The 18,977-nt window shown below is 41.7% G+C and carries 13 protein-coding genes and 2 pseudogenes; 3 read left to right on the top strand and 12 right to left on the bottom strand.

Annotation, left to right across the window (positions count from 1 at the left end; translation table 11 throughout):
* Positions 1–172: 172 nt before the first annotated feature.
* The 9 genes and pseudogenes from NSS87_RS07510 to NSS87_RS07470 form a co-directional block, all read right to left on the bottom strand.
* Positions 173–1,354: an ATP-binding protein gene (locus NSS87_RS07510; protein ID WP_339245979.1), complete on the bottom strand. Its 1,182-nt coding sequence runs from the start codon at positions 1,352–1,354 to the stop codon at positions 173–175.
* Between the two features lie 544 nt (positions 1,355–1,898).
* Positions 1,899–2,179: pseudogene (locus NSS87_RS07505) on the bottom strand (MFS transporter); the annotation flags it as partial.
* Positions 2,180–2,441: 262 nt separating this feature from the next.
* Positions 2,442–3,446: an ROK family protein gene (locus NSS87_RS07500; protein ID WP_339245976.1), complete on the bottom strand. Its 1,005-nt coding sequence runs from the start codon at positions 3,444–3,446 to the stop codon at positions 2,442–2,444.
* Between the two features lie 248 nt (positions 3,447–3,694).
* Positions 3,695–7,498, bottom strand: coding sequence for a GH32 C-terminal domain-containing protein (locus NSS87_RS07495; RefSeq protein ID WP_339245975.1), 3,804 nt, complete (start codon positions 7,496–7,498; stop codon positions 3,695–3,697).
* An 87-nt stretch (positions 7,499–7,585) separates the two neighbouring features.
* Positions 7,586–8,479 (bottom strand): ROK family protein, encoded by an 894-nt coding sequence (locus NSS87_RS07490; protein ID WP_339245972.1) that lies wholly within the window; start codon positions 8,477–8,479, stop codon positions 7,586–7,588.
* A gap of 21 nt (positions 8,480–8,500) precedes the next feature.
* Positions 8,501–9,982: a glycoside hydrolase family 32 protein gene (locus tag NSS87_RS07485; protein ID WP_339245970.1), complete on the bottom strand. Its 1,482-nt coding sequence runs from the start codon at positions 9,980–9,982 to the stop codon at positions 8,501–8,503.
* A 116-nt stretch (positions 9,983–10,098) separates the two neighbouring features.
* Positions 10,099–11,709, bottom strand: a complete 1,611-nt coding sequence (locus tag NSS87_RS07480; protein WP_042185869.1) for an ABC transporter substrate-binding protein — start codon at positions 11,707–11,709, stop codon at positions 10,099–10,101.
* A 61-nt stretch (positions 11,710–11,770) separates the two neighbouring features.
* Entirely contained in the window at positions 11,771–12,652 is an 882-nt protein-coding gene (locus tag NSS87_RS07475; protein ID WP_042185867.1) for a carbohydrate ABC transporter permease, read from the bottom strand.
* A gap of 17 nt (positions 12,653–12,669) precedes the next feature.
* Positions 12,670–13,563 (bottom strand): ABC transporter permease subunit, encoded by an 894-nt coding sequence (locus NSS87_RS07470; RefSeq protein ID WP_081951057.1) that lies wholly within the window; start codon positions 13,561–13,563, stop codon positions 12,670–12,672.
* A gap of 492 nt (positions 13,564–14,055) precedes the next feature.
* On the opposite strand from NSS87_RS07470, the gene NSS87_RS07465 reads away from it, so the two are divergent.
* Complete coding sequence (locus NSS87_RS07465; RefSeq protein WP_339245967.1) at positions 14,056–15,093, top strand: LacI family DNA-binding transcriptional regulator; 1,038 nt, start codon at positions 14,056–14,058, stop codon at positions 15,091–15,093.
* A 198-nt stretch (positions 15,094–15,291) separates the two neighbouring features.
* Here NSS87_RS07465 and NSS87_RS07460 read toward each other — a convergent pair whose 3' ends face one another.
* Positions 15,292–16,344 carry an NAD(P)-dependent alcohol dehydrogenase gene (locus NSS87_RS07460; protein WP_042185859.1) on the bottom strand — a complete coding sequence of 351 codons (1,053 nt, stop codon included), beginning with the start codon at positions 16,342–16,344 and terminating at the stop codon, positions 15,292–15,294.
* A 121-nt stretch (positions 16,345–16,465) separates the two neighbouring features.
* On the opposite strand from NSS87_RS07460, the gene NSS87_RS07455 reads away from it, so the two are divergent.
* On the top strand, positions 16,466–16,882 hold the full coding sequence (locus NSS87_RS07455) for a MerR family transcriptional regulator (protein ID WP_042185857.1): 417 nt from the start codon (positions 16,466–16,468) through the stop codon (positions 16,880–16,882).
* Between the two features lie 70 nt (positions 16,883–16,952).
* On the opposite strand, the gene NSS87_RS07450 is transcribed toward NSS87_RS07455, so the two are convergent.
* Entirely contained in the window at positions 16,953–17,591 is a 639-nt protein-coding gene (locus NSS87_RS07450; RefSeq protein WP_042185855.1) for a membrane protein, read from the bottom strand.
* Positions 17,592–17,709: 118 nt separating this feature from the next.
* Here NSS87_RS07450 and NSS87_RS07445 point away from each other — a divergent pair, with 118 nt between their 5' ends.
* A complete protein-coding gene (locus tag NSS87_RS07445) occupies positions 17,710–17,913 on the top strand; it encodes a hypothetical protein (RefSeq protein ID WP_042185853.1) in 204 nt (67 codons plus the stop codon).
* Between the two features lie 188 nt (positions 17,914–18,101).
* Here NSS87_RS07445 and NSS87_RS07440 read toward each other — a convergent pair.
* A pseudogene (locus tag NSS87_RS07440) lies at positions 18,102–18,485 on the bottom strand (sigma-70 family RNA polymerase sigma factor); the annotation flags it as partial.
* Positions 18,486–18,977: the final 492 nt, after the last annotated feature.

Here is an 18,977-nt window from a genome sequence, read left to right as displayed (position 1 = left end):
TGAATAGCGATACTGCGTATCGTTTGGAGGATAGGATCCTTTTCAGCATGAAAAATAATAAACAAGCCTGATAAGCTTCTGTGCTAGGCTTGTTTATTTTTGCTGTATCAGCTCTCCGAAGCTGATGATCCATTTATCATCCTTCATTCAATCATTCAAATTGTTCGTAGCCTCAAATGTGATAATCATTTACCCAAGGCAAAATAACCATCACGCTAGTACCTACCTGAACTTCTGAGTCTACCTTAATTTGTCCCCCATACATTTCTATTAATTGTTTACAAATTGATAATCCAATCCCTGTCCCTTTTTGCTTGGTTGTAAAGAAAGGGTCAAATATGCGATTTAGTTTATCCAGTGGAATTCCTTCTCCATTGTCTTTAAAAATAAGGATAATTTCGTTAGTCTCATTAGCGGTGCTAACTGTAATGTCTATTCTGCCTCTAAACGCTGTGAATGAATCGATACTATTTTTTAAAATGTTAAGGATTACCTGTTCTAGTTGAGAGGCGTTTCCATACGTCATTACTTTCTCTAGAGAATACTCCACGGAAAGAATAATATCATCACTAAGTATGAGTTGATTCACGATGTTATTAACTCTATGTATAACCTCGATAACGTTATATACTACGCCGGTATTTTTCGAACTATCTCCTTTTCGAGCCAGTACTAGGAAGTCCGTTACTAATCCGTTCAGAGCATCAATCTCTTTGATGGTTATATCCAGATACGCACGCAATTCATCCGCCTTGATCACCGGTTCATATAGCCTGTTATTTACAAGCTGGGCAAATCCTTTAATCGAAGCAAGCGGATTCCGTATTTCATGTGCCATACCAGCTGCCATTTGTCCCATAACAGCTATTTTTTGTTCGTGCAAATTGTCAATCTGTTGATTTTTATTAGATAAATACCCCTTTGCAAAGCCCGTAAAACCGATCCAGTTGCTTTCCATTAAACGATTATAAAAAAACAATCGAGTCGTAGAATCATCTTCCATCTCTTCAATGATCTTAAACATCATATTCTGAGCGATTAAGTTTAAATCCTTGCTCATTTCAAGTAAGATATCAAAATGATCACCGAATATTTCTGCAGTATAAATCCCTCGCTCCACCCCCTCTTTTTCTAGTAGGCTTAGGTATTGGTCGTAACCAAAGGAATCCAAGAACAGTGCCTCTATCATACTGATTAATATCGTGCTGAATGTTGAATCTAACAATTCCTTATGCGTCTCTACAAACCAGACGGATTCGATATTTTTCATAGTTATAGAATGGTAATGCCTATCTAAAATAATTGGAACAGCTAGGGTTAATGACGAACGTAATGCATTTGCTCTGTATGACATTTTCATCCTCCCTCTTTGTTGTTTTGTATTCAATATATATGTATATTTTCCTGCTTCAAAAGTAACAGTAAGTCACTATATTTCACAAAACCAATAGTTTTACTTAATTAATAATTATAAGCGCTATAAAAAATGCAACACCCCAAGCTATTCCGCCTGTAACGGAATGATTTGGGGTGTTGATTACTTGTATGATAAATCTATATAACCAAGGGGAGCTTGTTAGCCCCTACTTACCTTCAAAAGGCTAACCTTCCTCATTCTAGTATAACTATGCAATTGAAACGATAATGTCTTTGTACTATCAAAAAAGCATTTGATCCAGGATCAAATGCTTTTTACGTTGCTCCTTGATTATTCAAACAGATCATTCACGGAACGAATAGGCTTCACATCCATCGATTCCTTCGATGCGGCTAGATTCAAATACACTCCTACCCAGATGATTGCGCACAAAATGATATAAACCATCTCTTTATCCCCTCCCTTGTGTGGGTTTTATCAGCAATCTATTAATCGTCTCTGTACTCAAAAACATCAATGTTAGTGCGGCATCCACCGCTCCCGTGGAATGGCAAATACTATGAACCAGAGCATCGATGGAGCAATGGAAAATCCAAGTAGCGTAACCGCAGTAAGGAAACAACTGAACAATGTGATTCTACCTGTACCCAGACGCTCGACCATCCTGTTGCTGAACAGACTGGACACGATGGTCCCTCCCGCAATGATCATGGACACGATACCTGCCGAGCCGAGTAAAGAGTCAGGAAGTCCTAGACTGATAAAAGCCAGATATATAATAATCAAAAACCAGGTAGACAAGCATGCTTCCCCTCGTGATAAAAATGATTCGTTGCACGCGTAAAGAAATACATTTACGCACTTAATAAATATACTTTATAAAGTCTATGTATGAAGTATGCGATATAAGTATTCCTTTGTCAAGCAACCCATTCACTGATCTGGAGCCGTATCATTAGTGTGCAGTGCATATCAGCAATTGGATCAATACTCATATTGATCACCTAAAAAAAAGAGGCTTGTCCCATAAGTTCATTCATCTCATGACTTATGGGACAACCTCTTAATGGAGCTCGACCAAATCCGGCTCCAATGACTTCAATGTCAACCAGCGCAGGCCAGCCTCGAAGTCATCTTGAAATGTATTTTGCATAACAATCTGTGGATAAATGGGCATTGGATGTCGAAGCTGATAAGCTTCCCAAGCAGATGTCCAGGTTTCTAATTCCACCTTATCCTGATATATTACAATTTTGTCCGGAGCAAGAACAGCATTCAGGGTTTGGATAATCCGGCAGACAGTATCGATGAACGTGTCCTTGCCCATCTCGAGACTCCAGTCAGGCATGTCGGGCAGGAATTTTATTTCCCCTGACATGCCCTGATTACCTTTAAGGATCTTTCCATTCAGATAGATACCCATGCCAGGTGGGTACCTGTTTGGAAAGTAAAGACCAAGCAAGTACTGTTCCTCTTCCTCTCCCTGGTTCATGCAATATCCGCTGATAGCTGCATTAACGTCATTTTCAACCAAGATAGGCAACTCAAATTGTTGCTCAATCTCTTGAATCATCCGTGAGCCAGTCAGCTCATGGTGGCTGCTGACTTTAATTTCGCCGTTGACAACCTGTCCCGGAATGCCTATGCCAATAACCTTGATAGAAGGATACAAGGCTATAGAGCGTTCAATAATATCACAAAAAAATTGTCTTTCGAAGACTGGAATGATATGTTCATCCTTCGCCAGAATCTCGTTCTCCAAATTCACGACAGTGGCTGAAATCAGTACCTGTCCCTCTTTATCCTTCAGATAAATGACTAGCCCGAGGCTGAAGTTGTAATTGTAGCGATAAGTTTGTGCTGGTCTACCGCCGTTTGATGGTACAGTCAAGTCTTCGAAGAGCTCACCTAACTCGTGCAGCTCCTTGACTAATGAGTTTACTGTTACGACGCTCAGTTTGGTCAGTGCTGCCAGCTGGGGTTTGGTAGCTGTATTTATACGTTTCATCACTTGACGAACGTTGTTGAGGTTAATTTCCTTCATTAAGTTGGCGTTTGCTGTTCTCATAAGCCCCCCTGCTCGATGAACGTAGGGATCAATTCATCAGGTATTCCTTTTAAGTAGATTGTACCTTAATGTCGTCTAGTTTTCATCTTCGTATCTTAATACGATAGTGAAATATTAAATCTTGGGGTCCATCAAACTGAATTGCAAAGAATTGAACCTGGCTCGGATTAACAATAAGGACCTTTAATTATTAAGAAGTAGAGCCGCCAAATCTTAGCCGCTCTTCCATTAGTTCCATCATTCTCATCTTAATTCGTAATTACCCATTTTTGCCGATCAAGAGTAGGATCAAATTCGCTTAAAGACAATGTTGTTCCATCCGCTGATACTTCCAGCGCTTTCCTATGATGAGCAGAAATAATGCTTAGAGTACCATCATCATTCTTGTGAAGAATCCAACGCTGATTGTTATATCCGAGATAATGGTATAACTGAATTTTATTTTGCCCTGTGTCGAGATCAAGCGCCTGACCGGCTGTTGTACGAATGGAATAGGAACCTGCATCATCCCCCGTCGGCACGATTACCCACTTCTGATCCGTAGAAACATTCGCATCCTTCAGGGTAACAGCTTCACCATTTGCAAGATTTGCTGTATAGAGAGATTTCTGTAGTTTTGCATTTACTAGACTAGATGTGGTTAAGTTGGCAGGTGTTTCTCCGCTCACGTTAACGTTTTGATATGAAGCATATCCGCCAAATACATGTAGTCCAAAGCGACCTTCTGCAAATGTGCCGTCCTGGAGGTCGATCACTTTCTGCCCATCCACATAAACTACAATATGCGAGCCCTTCGCTTCGATTTTTACTTTATAGGTTTGACCCGGCTGAATGAACATCGGAACTTTCGCCAGTATTTGACGCTCTTCAAAACGGCCTTCGATTTTATAAAAGAGACGTACGGACTTCATATTCGGATCCAGATTTAAGTAGTATCCGCTGCGTCCATCTTCGCTGGCGCGGAACAACATAGAGCCTGCTCCCCCGGATTTCCCTAACATCATATCTGCTTCATAAGTAAAGTCTCCAGCCTGCTTCGCTGCGATATAATTCGCGTCACTCAAGTAATTTCCACGAATTCCATTTTCACTAATGACCCAAGAGGCTGCAGATAGATCTTTAGTCCATCCACCTAAGTTCGTATGAAATTCACCATCAGTTACCTTAACTAAAACGCTTATTGATGTCTTCCCATTTGGAGTAGAGACAGTAATGATAGACTCGCCTTCTTTTTTTCCTACAATGGTTGCCTGTGAGCTATTTTCTACGTTTAGTTCAACTACATCCTTGTTACTGGAATTCCATTTCAGCGGCTGTGCACCATTACCTGTTCCATTCTCTACCATTGCCAAGAGTGTGTCGCTTTGCCCCTTGCTCAGTTCACGATCATTTGTATCCATCATTATCTTGGTAGCGGAATCGGACTCCTGATTCCATACAGATCCTAACTGATTCACTTTCAGAGATACGACCTTTACGTTGCCTCCATTGGTGTAAAAGCTCAAAGCTCTGCTGGCTGGATCCGGAAAAATGACATCAGAGAAAACGACTTTACCGTTGTTGCCAAAAACCTCAACAGAAGACTCGTCTACAAGGATACGCATCTTAATACGCCTATTCTCCGTTTGCATTGGCGCTTCATGTCTTGTACTAAATAAACTCGAAAAATCCGTCAAACCAGATGCAGACCGATCCACAAAAATCTGACTCTCACTAGGTTTATATCCAACTACCGTTTTCTGACTTCCACCTACTCGAACGTTAAAACCAAATTCACTTACCTGACTGCCTGCAGGAATTTCTACTTCAGCTTCAATCTCGTATGCACCAGAAGTAACGCCTTTCAGTAGGTTCTGAGAAGAAGGACTCACCACTTTATTAGCTGTAAAATACAGCTGACTACGCAGCGATTGGAGCTCTTTAATTGGGCTTTGAACGAGCTGAATCCCATCTTTAGTCGTTACTAATGAGACTTCCCTTGGGATTGACAGTACGCCCTTCCAATGGGTCGTTGGAAAAGCAAACGGATAGTCCCAGTTTGTCATCCAAGCCATCATTACGCTGCGATGATCTGGCATGTTCGAAAAAGACATCGAAGCGTAGAATTCTTTTCCAAAATCTGTTCGCAATACTTTCCTCGACGGATTATCATTAACGAATTTACCTTCCGCTGTTAAATGACCCACAAAATATTCAGCATCTGATCCGCCTGTTTTTGGATTCGCTCCTGTACTAATCATCAGAACCCATTTCTTCTGTGATGTTCCGTCTACCGAAAGCTGAAGTAAATCCGGACATTCCCATACACCGCCGCGAACATAGTCCCCGTATCCCCAACTATCTGTCAGGGTCCAATCAAGTAGATTCGTTGAAGTAAAGAAACGAATATGATCTCCACCGGATACAACCATTACCCACCTGTTATTGTCGTTATCACGAATCACTTTCGGATCACGGAAATCCCAACCTCCAGGCTCATCTCCATTATCTCCGGGATTTCCAATAACAATTGGACGTTCCTTGAAATACTCCCAAGTACGACCTTGGTCCTTGCTGTATGCAAGACCGATACGCTGATTCCCATTCGGGCCATCGGGATTATAGGAAGTGTAGTAGCCAATCAGCCCCTTACCTCCTGAATCCCCGAACAAGCCTGATGCATTCGTCAAATCTGCCACAGCCGATCCAGACCAGACATGTCCATGATCATTCCAGGGTAGCGCAATCGGAAGGCGCTTCCAGTTCAGCATATCTTTACTGACAGAATGTGCCCATGTGCCTCCGTCCTGATGGAATAGATGATATTCTCCTTCGAAATAGACCAGTCCATTCGGATCACTTGCAGAACCACGAATTGGCGTATAGTGATATTGAGGACGATATTTTTCATTATAATAACTGCTAGCATCCGTCACATAAGTATCCTGGAAGTAAGCCGTTCCTTGTTTAACGACGATTCCTGCATATCCATCGGTGTAGGTTTTATCTGTTAGATCGATTGCAGCCGGGGTGTATCCGTCTAGGAAGACCTGAATTCTGTTTCCATTTGCCTTTATCTCTACGTGATGTTTTGCTCCGGTCTGACTTGGATAGGTATGCTGTGAACTTGCAATGTCTGTTCCGTTAGCTTTCGTCAAGCTTACACGGACCTGATTTCCTTCCTTCGTAAGGGCAGCTTCATATCCCTTTGTTCCATCAGCCGATGAACGAAAGGCGAGCGCTGCAACAGAATCAGGACGAAGAGATATATTTCCTTCATATACAAAATCAGCAGCTTGTTTGTTATAAATTTGCTGTGACTTACTCTGGTTTGCTACCATTCCTTTTTTGCCGCTGATATTAGGCTGCCATTGTCCTTGATTTGTAACCAAAGCACCCAAATTTCCTTTCAGATCACTTACGATTATGTTTTGGAACAAAACAGAACCATCCCATACATTGAGTCCTAGCTTACCTGTACGATACGCGTTATCCTGAACCTCAATCACAGGTTTATATGCATTGTCCCAATATATTTTCAGCGATGCCCCCTCTGCTTTCACCTTGAGATGATAGATTTCGCCTACCTTGACTGTAACTTTTCGCTCCTCTTTTAATTTCCCTTCACCACCACTTGCGTCTTGTAAACGAATCATACCTGCATTCGGTACGATTTGGAGCATGTAGGAACCCCAGCCATCTTCATTAGAACGGAACAATAAGGTCGCGTCAGCTTGCATATCCTTGATCATGACGTCAGCTTCATAGATAAAATCCTCTGACACCGTTTCGGAGATTGCCATTACATTTTCTTTTGGATCGGAAGACAGTAAGATTCCTTCAGGAGTATCCACCAAGTTACCTATTCCTTTTATTTGCCAACCTGTCAAATTCGTATTTGTATTGGTTACGCTTTCAAAAATAGAAAGTCCCTCCTTAGCTCGTTTGCTTACCTCCTGTTCAGCGAGCGCAGCCCATCCAGTCCCGGGATTTGCTACATAAATGCCTGCTGAAGTCATTACAAGTCCTGTTGCCATAAGAAAGCATATTGCGACTTTTCCTTTATTTCTCATTTTCTTTGCCCTCTTTTTCTATCATTAATATTGAAAATCAAGAAGGAGGCCAATTCGTTACTGCACTGACCTCCTCTATATATTCTTTTACAATTGAGCAGAAATCTGACTTTCCAGTGCTGTGAGTCCAAGAGCCAGAGCACCGCATAATCCCGCCTGTTGGCCTAGTCCTGGTGGAACGATATACTCATCTATGTGTTCCAAAATAGTACTTGAGCTGACATAGCCGTTCAGGTTCTGAAGCACAGCCTGACGGATCAGTGGAAACAATTGTGACTGCTGCATAACACCACCACCCAGAATGATTTTCTGAGGAGAGTTAAGCAATATAGCACCCGTAATCGACTGTGCAATATAAAATGCTTCCATTTCCCATGCAAGATGATCCATAGGAAGTTCATGGCCCTTCTTCCCCCACCTTGCTTCAATAGCAGGACCTGCCGCCATCCCTTCTAGGCAGTCCCCATGATAGGGACATCCCCCTGGGAATACATCGTCAGGATGGCGTCTCGTAAGAACATGACCCCCTTCAGGATGTACAAGACCATGAATGAGTTTACCTTCTGAATACACTCCCACACCAACACCCGTGCCAACTGTATAGTACAAACAGCTGGATAACCCTTGAGCAGCGCCCCATTTGGCTTCACCAAATGCCGCTGCATTGACATCCGTGTCCCATCCAAAAGGAACCGAAAAGTTTCTTTTCAAAGTGCCCAGCATATCGTAATTTCCCCACCCTGGCTTTGGTGTTGTTGTAACGTAACCATACGCCCTGCTATCTGTGTGAATATCAATCGGACCAAACGATCCAATTCCGATAGCTTCTACTTGCTTGCCTTGAAAATATTGAATAACTTTGGGCAACGTCACCTCAGGATGTTCTGTTGGGAAACTAATCTGATCTTCAATTTCCCCATTTTCATTCCCAATGCCACATATAAACTTCGTCCCGCCAGCTTCAATCGCTCCTATACGCATATACATGACTCCTCTCGATGACTAATTCTTGTCTTGCTCAGCAGAGGGAGTAAGCTCAGAGATATCCAGAGAAATCAGCAAGTCATTCTCATTTTCTGCAAACACAGCTATACCTTTAGATTCTAGTCCAGGGAATATAAGATCCGTAATCACTGCCTGACCACCATTACTGAACGCCTCAACTGAAGAGCGATCCACAAAAATACGGAGATCATTTGACTCATCAAGCGCTTCGAGCTTGGCTGAATGATGTCCTACGAAATGTTCGTGGAAATCATGCTGACCTGAAGCCATCCGATCTACATAAAGCTCCTCTGTCTCACCGTTAATACCGATTATTGTTTGACTATCCGCACCTACTCTTACTTTGAAGCCTACAGATTTACCTCGAGTAAACTCAGCTATAATCTCATAAGATTCCAAGTGAATCTCCTTAAGAAGAGTATTGATTTCTTGCACCGTTGCCTCTTTCACAGAAAGGACTTGTACACGAGCAGATTCCAACTCTTGTACCGGCTTCTGTACAAGAAAGATCTCCCCTTGTCTTGATTCGAGTTGAAGTTCCCTTGCAATCGTCATCGCGCCGCGGAATTCTTCTGCCGGCGTCTTGTTAGCATACATCCAGTTGCTCATCCAGCCGATAAATAGTCGTCTTCCATCTTCAGCCGGTATATCGGACCAGCTTACACCTGCATAATTATCTCTTCCATAATCAATCCAGCGAACTTTTATCGAATCTTCATCTGGCGTGAACACTTCTCCATCAAAATCCCCTGTGAAATACTGAGTTCTTGACCCTTCCACAAAAGCGGGATCCGCACCGATGCTCACAAGCATCACCCATTTCGTGTTCGAATGATCGCCATCAATAGCAAGTGGGAACAAGTCTGGGCATTCCCATACCCCGTCATGAGAACCGATTCCGTTACCAAATTCGCTGGCATATGTCCAGTTAATTAGATCAGGAGAATGATATAAACACACCGTTTGACCACAAGCTACAATCATCACCCATTGATTCGTATCTTGATTCCAAAATACTTTGGGGTCACGGAAATCAATGAATGTATCATGTTCAAGTACCGGGTTTCCTTCATACTTCGTCCAGGTTCTTCCGTTATCTTTACTGTAGGCCAAGCTTTGACGCTGAATGGCTGGCTTGCCTTCTGGCATATCCAAATGATGCGTAAAAATCGCTACTAAACCTGGTTTACCTTCAAAAAATCCAGTCGTATTATTCCAGTCAACTACAGCACTGCCGGAAAAAATCATACCTAATTCATCTGGAGCGAGAGCGATAGGCAGTTCCTCCCATGTAACAAGATCCTTGCTGACCGCATGGCCCCAGTGCATAGCTCCCATGGTCATTCCACCCGGATGGTGCTGAAAGAACAAATGATATTCACCCTCAAAATAAACCATTCCGTTTGGATCATTCATCCACTTTTCCTTAGGGGAAAAATGATACACACCTCGGTAATTTTGTTTCGCAATCGTAGACATTATTGTTTTCTCCTTTACTCCCGTTCTAAGATCATCTCTCTTTATATAGATGAAGGTCGTGTATAGCAGTGTAACTGCATGGAACTCGGCCTTCATCCCACAATAGTAATCATTTGTTATTGGGTTGCTCTATCATATCCGCCTTGTTTAATTTCAAGCCATTCTTGCAAGCCCAGACGATCCAATTCTTTCAGATATTCATCCCACTGCGCTTCGATTTTACCGTTTTGGTACCATTCTGTGCGCATTCTAAGCACGTAGGCAAAAAGATCCGTTTCAATTGTCGTAAGGCGATCAAGCTCTTGAATGGAGTGGAATACACTCGGCATTACGTTTTCTGCTTTCATCTTTGGCGCCATGATATTCTTGATAATATCCATTCTGCTTTTGGCATCATCCGGCATGGTTGTGTATTTCCCATAATAAGAATCAAGAATAGCTAGGGGTCCACCGACACTTGTTTTCTCACGTAGTTCTACAGGAGCTGCACCCTCCAGCGGCAAATGTTTCAGCATTCCTTTTTCTTTATCAAATTCGAAAATATTCTGCTGTTTCTCATCTCCATACGTCCCCCAGTTGTTCTGTACAGATTGAATCGGATCGAAGAGTTGATCAACCCATTTCGCTGTCGTTTCCAAGTTCTTATTGGCGCTTGTGACAACCATCTTACCTCTTCCCAAACCAAGCGCGTTCGTTCTTGTTACGTTAACTTCACCATCGGGTCCAGCAAGTGGAGGCATAACTTCGTAGCTGTCATTATCTCCGGTGATGTTGGCCTTATCCCATGAGAAGTAAAGTCCGTATTTCTGATCCTTTCCTTTTGCAAGGTAAGTACTCCAGTCTTGTGTGTAGGCTTCAATATCAATAAGTCCTTCTTTATACAGCTCGTTAATAAAAGAAACTGCTTCCTTGTAGTCTTCTTGTGCCGCCGTAAATATCACTTTCCCATCATTGCTCACAACCGCATGGTCAGGGTTCTCACCCAATCCAAACGAAGCAAATAGGAATGCCAGATCTTCTGCTCCCGGCTTGTTAATAAAGGACAATGGAATTTCGTCAGCCTTACCGTTGCCATTTGGATCTTTTGTCTTGAATGCAATTAATACTTCCTTTAATTCTTCTGTTGTTTTAGGCATATCAAGGCCAAGCTTCTTAAGCCATTCCACATTGATCCAAGGCATACTATCTACCGCCTGGATTCTTTCTTTACCGCTACCCAGCTCTTCAATCCATGGAAAGGCATAAATATTGCCATCTGGTGCCGTAATCATACTCTTATATTCTGGTGCTTCTTCCAGCACCTTTTTGAAGTTTGGCATATTGTTCTCGATGAGATCATTCAGCGGGACGATGGCACCATCTTTAGCAAGCTTGAGCAGCTCATAGTCACTATAGTCCGCATTAAAAATTGCATCAGGAAGATCACCACTTGCCACAGCCAGGTTTCTTTTTTCAACAAATACGTCTTTCGTGAAATTCTTCCAATTAATATGAACATTCGTCTTTTCTTCAAGACGTTTATTAATCAGTTTTTCATTTGGATCCGTTGGTGCAAGTGGAGAGCTTTGCGTAATAAAGTTCAAAGTTACTTTACCGCTGGCGTCCTGTTCTTTACTAGCTGCACTTCCCCCTCCTCCTCCACCGCATGCACTAAGGAACATAAGTGAAGCAAGTACAGTTACAGAAGCTGCTTTCGTCGAAACTCTTGATTTCTTAATTCTTTTCATAGGGTATGACCTCCAAATTAGATATGAATGAATTAATCTTTATCTATGTGCAGCCTGTTTCCTACTTAAGGGAACCGACCATAACACCTTTTTCAAAGTACTTCTGGAAGAATGGATACATAACAATGAGTGGCAAACTAGAAACAACGATGGCAGCATACTTGATGATTTCAGACAATCGCTTCATTTCCGCCATGGCAAGTTGATCGCTGATCATGCCCGGATCTACCTGATTCTGGATCAAGATGGAACGCAACACGAGCTGCAGTGGATGAAGATTAGGATTATCTAAATAGATCATAGCGTCAAAGTAGGAATTCCACTGGCCAACAAAGGCATAAAGAGCGAGCACAAAAACAATCGGTTTGGAGAGCGGTAATACGACACTGAAGAAAATCCGCATCTCGGAAGCTCCGTCTACATTAGCGGCTTCCTTCATTTCATTCGGAACTCCTTTGAAGAAAGTTCTAGAGAGAATGATGTTCCAAACATTGACCGCCCCTGGAATGATCACCGCCCATACTGTATCAAGCAGACCAAGGTTCTTAACGAGCAGATATGTAGGTATGAGTCCACCCCCAAAGAACATGGTGATAATAAACAATGTCATGAAGAACCCTTTTCCTTTGAGCCTGTCATCGGACAGTGCGTAACCGGCACAGATTGAGACGAGAACGGTAATCATAGCAAATGAAACAGAGTATAAAACAGAGTTTCCAAAACCTCGGATCATGGCAGGATTAGAAAGAATTTTTTTATACCCTTCTAATGACCAGTCCGATAGGTTGAATGATAATCCTTTACTGAGCAGGACAGATGGATCCATAAAAGAGGCAATCACTACATAAATCAAGGGAAGTACGATGATAAGTACGGCCAGCGTCAGGAAGATCGCATTCAACACGATGATAAAACGATCTAATCCGGAATGTTTAATGGGCATAGCTTGTTGCTCCTTTCTTAGTAAAGACCTTCACCCTCATTCAGTTTCTTCACGGTGAAGTTAACGGTGACGAGCAAGACGATGTTGATGATAGAGTTAAACAATCCTACTGCGGCTGAATAAGCATAATCGCCCGACTGCAAACCAATTTTATAAACGTAAGTCGGAATGATTTCTGAGGTTGGCAAGTTCATCGCCGTTTGCATGAGATAGGCTTTTTCGAAGCCAATGGACATAATCCCACCAGCTGCAAGGATAAATACAATAGCCATAATTGGACGAATGGTTGGCAGATCGATATGGCGTATTCTTTGTAGAAGATTAGCGCCGTCAAGATTGGCTGCATTATGTAACTCAGGATCGACATTAGCAAGCGCTGCTACATAAATAATGGATGCCCAACCAGCTCCGGTCCAAATATCGGATAAAATGTAGATCGAACGGAAGTACTCGGGACGAGACATGAACATAATTGGTTCACCTGTAAGCCAGGTGAAAAACTGGTTAATCGGTCCCGTTGGGGACAAGAAGATAAACAACATCCCGACCACAACGACAACAGAAATAAAGTTAGGTGCATACAAGAACAATTGAATGTTCTTTTTGACGCCTGCACGGCGAATTTGATTCAACATCAAGGCAAGCAGGATCGGAATTGGAAAACTCAGAATTAATCCGAAGAAACTTAATTTAAGCGTATTCAAAAAGATTACTTCGAAATTGGGAGAAGAAAGGAATTTCTCGAAGTTGTACAAGCCTACCCATTCACTCCCCATAATTCCTTTGATTGGGCTGAAATCTTTAAAGGCGATAATCGCACCATACATAGGACCGTATTTAAAAATAAGGGTCAGAATCACAGCTGGTGCGAGCAAAATATAAAGAAAGTAGTGCTTCTTTAAATAATCCATTAAGGAACTCTTATGTCGCGTCACCGTTATTCCGTGTTCGGCTTCTATTGGGTTATGCAATGCCTTTACCTCCGTTCTTATCAATGTTTACATCTTGATGCAGTAAGGGCTTTCAATCTCACTTATGTCCTGCTGCTTTTACAATTTACCAAACACTTAATCGTTCGTCAATACATTTTGTAAAAATATTTATGTGCATATGACAAATTATTATGTTCATAAATGGCGTATACAATTTTACATAATTACAAATACAGCCAATTTAAATAAGAATATATACTTCAATCTCATCATTTTCTCAATAATATGAAAACAAAGCTATTTTTTTGCACATCAACGTCACAATAAAATGTAAACTAAATTGTGCATTTGTAAATATCATGTTGCTATTTTCAGCAAACTAATATACATTTAAGAGAGTTGGAATAATGGCAAATAGTACACTATTTGTGGCGAATATTAAGAACAAGAATATAGAGGTGAATTACATAGATGGCCAGAGAAAAAGTAACCATACAAGATATCGCGGATGCTTTAGGAATCTCCAGAAATACAGCTTCTAAAGCCCTAAATGGAACGAACGGTATACCTGATGAAACCAGAAACAAAGTAATTAAGAAAGCAATAGAGTTAAAATATAAGCAATTTGCTTTTATGGACACCGAGAGTGTTCAATCCAGAAACTCTGGAAACATCGCTTTATTAACAGAAAATTTACCTAACACTTCCCATTTTGGGTCGAAACTGATCAGTGGCATGGAAAAAAGAATCAGTGCAGAGGGATATAATTTATCCATGCACATTATTAGAGACATTGATCAAGAGTCCCTGTCTCTTCCAAATAATTTTGATGTCTCCAATGTAGACGGAATTATTTGTATTGAGTTGTTCAACTCGGAATATAGTAAGTTGATTACAAATCTAGGTATTCCAACTATTTTCATCGACTGCTCTGCAGATGTCTGTTACCCTGAATTCCAAGCAGATGTACTTCTCATGGAGAACGAACACAGCACATACCAACTTACCAAAAAGTTAATTGAGGGCGGTTACAAATCACTGGGGTTCATCGGGGACTATAATCACTGTAGGAGTTTTAATGAAAGATGGGTGGGCTTTAATCGCGCACTAATAGAATCCGGGATTCAGCTTGATCTCACACAATGCATTCTCGATGACGATCAACTATTTTTCTCAAGTCCAGAGTGGGCAGATACTAGACTAAGTCAAATAAATGAGCTCCCTTCTGCTTTCGTGTGTGCTAACGATTATATTGCGGTTACCTTTATGAAGTCACTCAAAAATGTGCTTTCCATTCCTAACGACATCGTCATTTGTGGTTTTGATAACGGTCCTGAATCAAGCATTGTAGAACCCCATCTTACTACGGTTCATATTTATAGTAATGAGATGGGTGTCAAAGCAGCCGAAATGCTACTTTCCCGAATTAATGATCCGAAGCAACCCTATCAGGTTTCTCATATTTATACCAAACTCATCATAAGAGACTCTACACCTAATATCAGTTGATGAATTCATAATTTTGAGATAAAAAAATAACCTATGAAAATGAAGCAAAGAACCCAAGCGATTTAAAATTCAATCGCTTGGGTTCTTTATGTTTGTTAGACTACAAGAATGACCGTCTACTCCCTTTATTGGGACGATAGCTCTTAATGGCATTAATCAAGCCGATGCACGATGTGATGTCAACAAAGAGGGCGTCTCTTATTCGTTGTTCCCCATCGTGCTGATGTCGATGACGAACCGGTAACGGACATCTGAAGCAAGCACACGCTCCCAGGCTTCATCAATCCGGTCAGCAGAAATGACCTCGATTTCAGATGCAATATTATGTTCAGCGCAGAAATCAAGCATTTCCTGCGTTTCACGAATTCCGCCAATCATCGATCCGGCAAACGAGCGGCGGTGGCCGATCAGCGAGAATACGTTTACTGCCAAAGGATCAGCAGGCGCACCGACATTGACTAATGTACCATCCAGCGCCAGGAGCGAAAGATAGGCATCGATATTAATCTGCGCGCTTACAGTATTTACGATTAGATCGAACGAACCGGCAAGCTGTTTAAATGTCTCCGGATCGCTAGTGGCATAATAATGATCCGCCCCTAATTGCAATCCGTCTTCCTTCTTCTTCAGGGACTGTGATAAAACAGTAACCTCAGCCCCCATGGCATGAGCGATCTTCACAGCCATATGTCCAAGCCCACCAAGACCCACTACAGCTACTTTTTTACCGGGAGCTGCTCCCCAATGACGCAGAGGTGAATAGGTGGTGATTCCTGCACACAGAAGCGGTGCAGCAGCATCAAGCGGAATACTGTCAGGGATCCGAACCACAAAATCCTCGGTTACGACGATATGAGTGGAGTAGCCGCCTTGCGTATACTGCCCGTACCGGTCGATAGCTCCATAGGTGCCCGTATTTCCACTCAGGCAATACTGCTCCTCACCTTTATGGCAATTACTGCACTCTCCACAGGAGTCAACCATACAACCTACCCCTACCCGGTCGCCCACTGAGTACTTTGTGACTTCAGAACCAATCTGGCTGACAATTCCGGCGATCTCATGTCCCGGAACGAGTGGATAGTTGACGGGTCCCCACTCCCCGCGGGCAGTATGAATGTCCGAGTGGCAAATACCAGCGTATTTAATCTCAATAAGAACATCGTGCGGCTGCAGTTCTCGGCGTTCGATTGTGGTTAGCTTAAATGGACCTTCCTGACTGAATGTAGCGCGTGCATTAACTTTTATCATAGTGAAACCTCTCTTCTGGTTAAATAATAAAATCTAAAACGTCAGCTTTACAAAACATATGTTATTACTTAAAGTTAACTCTAAGTCAAGCACAAAATATATTTGAGATTGGAGATAGATGATGAAGACATACTCCATAAGTGAAGTTGCAGAGTCCTTTAACATGACACCACATACCCTACGTTACTATGACAAGGAAGGTCTTTTCCCTTCTATAGAAAGAACCTCCGGCGGTAAACGTATATTCAAACAATCCGATATGGACGCTTTAAAGGTAATTGAATGCCTGAAGTCATCCGGGATGCCAATTAAAGAAATAAAACATTTCATTGAGTGGTGCTCTGAGGGGGATTCCACCTTACAGCAAAGATATGACATGTTTCTGGAGCGGAAAGCTTCCGTAGAAGCGCAGATGGAAGAATTGAAAAAAACGATGGAAGTCATAGAACACAAATGCTTCTACTACAAGACTGCCTTGGATAGTGGTACGGAAGATATCCATAAAAATAATAAAATAAAAAGTTCATCCGCTCATTAGGAATGGACCTTCAAATTACAGTAAAGGCGGGGCAGATTGATCTGCCCCGCCTTTCTTCAATTCATTTTTTTTAATTGGTACGCCTTTTTGCCAGAAGCTTCTCCGTAAAATTCACATCAAAAAAATGAATGATGGGTCCCAGACCAAGTGCTGACACCAAAGTTCCTAAGCCTACAATGCCTCCTGCCAGGAAACAAATCAGAGCACAAAGAGCATCCGTAAACATCCGGTGCCAAAAATAAGATATTTTAGGGAAGTTCTCTCTCATAATCAGGGACAAGCTGTCGTAGGGAGCTACTCCCACCTTCGATGTCTGATACAGGGATACCCCAAAACTGCATACCACCACTCCAATTGCTACGATAACCACTTGCTGCCATAACAAATGAGGTTCGCCGAACAGAGATAGCCAATTATTATGAAAGAAAGTAGCAATATATCCTAAAAGAATTGCGTTTACGAAAGTCCCGACTCCAATAAACTTTCGTCCTGTTATGAATTCGATTACAAACAATACCAGGTTCAATAAGATCAAAAAATTCGCATATGTTATACCGACGCTCTCTGCAAGTGCCATTGCCATACCGCTGAAGGGATCATTCCCCATACCGGACAGCTTGAAAATACTAATTCCCATGCCCAGAAATACATTGCCGATAATCATAATAAGCAATCGTTTTTTATCGACGTTATGAATATATCCCCTCATATTGTCCATCCTATTTTCATATTAAAAATGCAACTTACAATAACGACGTCATTATATCATATTTTCTTGATTGGGATTGGAAAGAAATACAAAGACTACACAAAAAGGAGACGATCAAATGAAGGGCGACAAGAAAGCTCCGCTTGATGGGCGCGGCCCGGGTGTTGATCCTATAACCGAACCCGATTCAAGCCTGGCTGGCGATATGGGAGCAACAGGTAAGCTGGAAGAAATCGTGGGTGCTTTGCAGGGCGACGAACCAGAGATCACAGCTCCCGGCATTTCTCCTGATAAACAAAAAAATACAGAAACAACGGACTGAACATTATTTGAAGGGAGCATTCTAGGAAAGAGACTGTCCGATATTATTACAGCTAATGAGGTATCCCGTTTTTTAATATTCCAGGATCCGGGATACTTTGTTATCTAATCACCTTTCCTAAAAAAAAAAAAAAAAAACAACTTATCCGCAGACAAGTCGCCTTTTAATACATTAATGTTAACACCTGTATCAATTCCAAAACGTCCCACAACGACTTCCTTCTCCCGGTCATCCAAAATATCGAGATTGCGATAAATCTTACTCTTCTCGATCTTAAGATCTACTTCTTTAATGACATCATCCACTTCGGAGCCGAGGATATCGATAAGTGTAATTTCATTACCTTCCTTGCCTGTCCCAATCGGATCGTGTAGTGACACATCTTTACGAGTCTTCTTCAAAGATCTTAGGTGCATCAGAATTTCATTTTCAATACAACGAGAAGCCAAAGTGGCCAGCTTTGTCCCTTTGTTCGGGCGATAGCTCTCGATGGCTTTAATCAGGCTGATTGTGCCGATGGAGATTAAATCCTCCATGTCCTCTCCCTCTCCGGTGTTATCGAATTTCTTGACGTTGTGGACACGATACGATGTCATTTTGATCGTACTACATCTCATTTAAGAAATAATCGCTCCACCAGATTCATTGAGAATGATAAACGAGACGGCGATTGGAATCAGTAACCACTCAACGAATTCAATATGCAGAATAATCAATCCACGAACATTTAATTCTATTTAAAAAATCCACTGTGATAATGCTGCATTTAAATAATTCTCTGTATTATTATCGCTGAAGAACACAATCAATCCTTAAAATATTTTTTCTACACAACTAAGGAACTTCCGCTTTAGATAACCAGTCATTTCGTTTTTTCACCTTTATAATACCACTACTCATAGTAACGGGGTTTATATTAAAAATCCCGACTTGAGAAATCGATTTTGGAATCTCCACTAATAACTTAACACAAGCAAATAAGCACAGATCAGATTATAAGAATTTAAGCCTTGGTGACGAATTTTGTTCTCATATTATGAATCAGCATTGTTTCCATACTCCAT

This window comes from Paenibacillus sp. FSL F4-0243 (assembly GCF_037963295.1).
Lineage (GTDB): Bacteria > Bacillota > Bacilli > Paenibacillales > Paenibacillaceae > Paenibacillus_AQ.
Note: the sequence above shows the minus strand (reverse complement) of the source record. Positions and strands in the feature narration are given on the sequence as shown.

Coding starts and splice junctions, on each gene's coding strand:
- NSS87_RS07510 (WP_339245979.1), bottom strand. CDS start 1,354: ATGTCATACAGAGCAAATGCATTACGTTCGTCATTAACCCTAGCTGTT.
- NSS87_RS07500 (WP_339245976.1), bottom strand. CDS start 3,446: ATGAGAACAGCAAACGCCAACTTAATGAAGGAAATTAACCTCAACAAC.
- NSS87_RS07495 (WP_339245975.1), bottom strand. CDS start 7,498: ATGAGAAATAAAGGAAAAGTCGCAATATGCTTTCTTATGGCAACAGGA.
- NSS87_RS07490 (WP_339245972.1), bottom strand. CDS start 8,479: ATGCGTATAGGAGCGATTGAAGCTGGCGGGACGAAGTTTATATGTGGC.
- NSS87_RS07485 (WP_339245970.1), bottom strand. CDS start 9,982: ATGTCTACGATTGCGAAACAAAATTACCGAGGTGTGTATCATTTTTCC.
- NSS87_RS07480 (WP_042185869.1), bottom strand. CDS start 11,709: ATGAAAAGAATTAAGAAATCAAGAGTTTCGACGAAAGCAGCTTCTGTA.
- NSS87_RS07475 (WP_042185867.1), bottom strand. CDS start 12,652: ATGCCCATTAAACATTCCGGATTAGATCGTTTTATCATCGTGTTGAAT.
- NSS87_RS07470 (WP_081951057.1), bottom strand. CDS start 13,563: ATGGATTATTTAAAGAAGCACTACTTTCTTTATATTTTGCTCGCACCA.
- NSS87_RS07465 (WP_339245967.1), top strand. CDS start 14,056: ATGGCCAGAGAAAAAGTAACCATACAAGATATCGCGGATGCTTTAGGA.
- NSS87_RS07460 (WP_042185859.1), bottom strand. CDS start 16,344: ATGATAAAAGTTAATGCACGCGCTACATTCAGTCAGGAAGGTCCATTT.
- NSS87_RS07455 (WP_042185857.1), top strand. CDS start 16,466: ATGAAGACATACTCCATAAGTGAAGTTGCAGAGTCCTTTAACATGACA.
- NSS87_RS07450 (WP_042185855.1), bottom strand. CDS start 17,591: ATGAGGGGATATATTCATAACGTCGATAAAAAACGATTGCTTATTATG.
- NSS87_RS07445 (WP_042185853.1), top strand. CDS start 17,710: ATGAAGGGCGACAAGAAAGCTCCGCTTGATGGGCGCGGCCCGGGTGTT.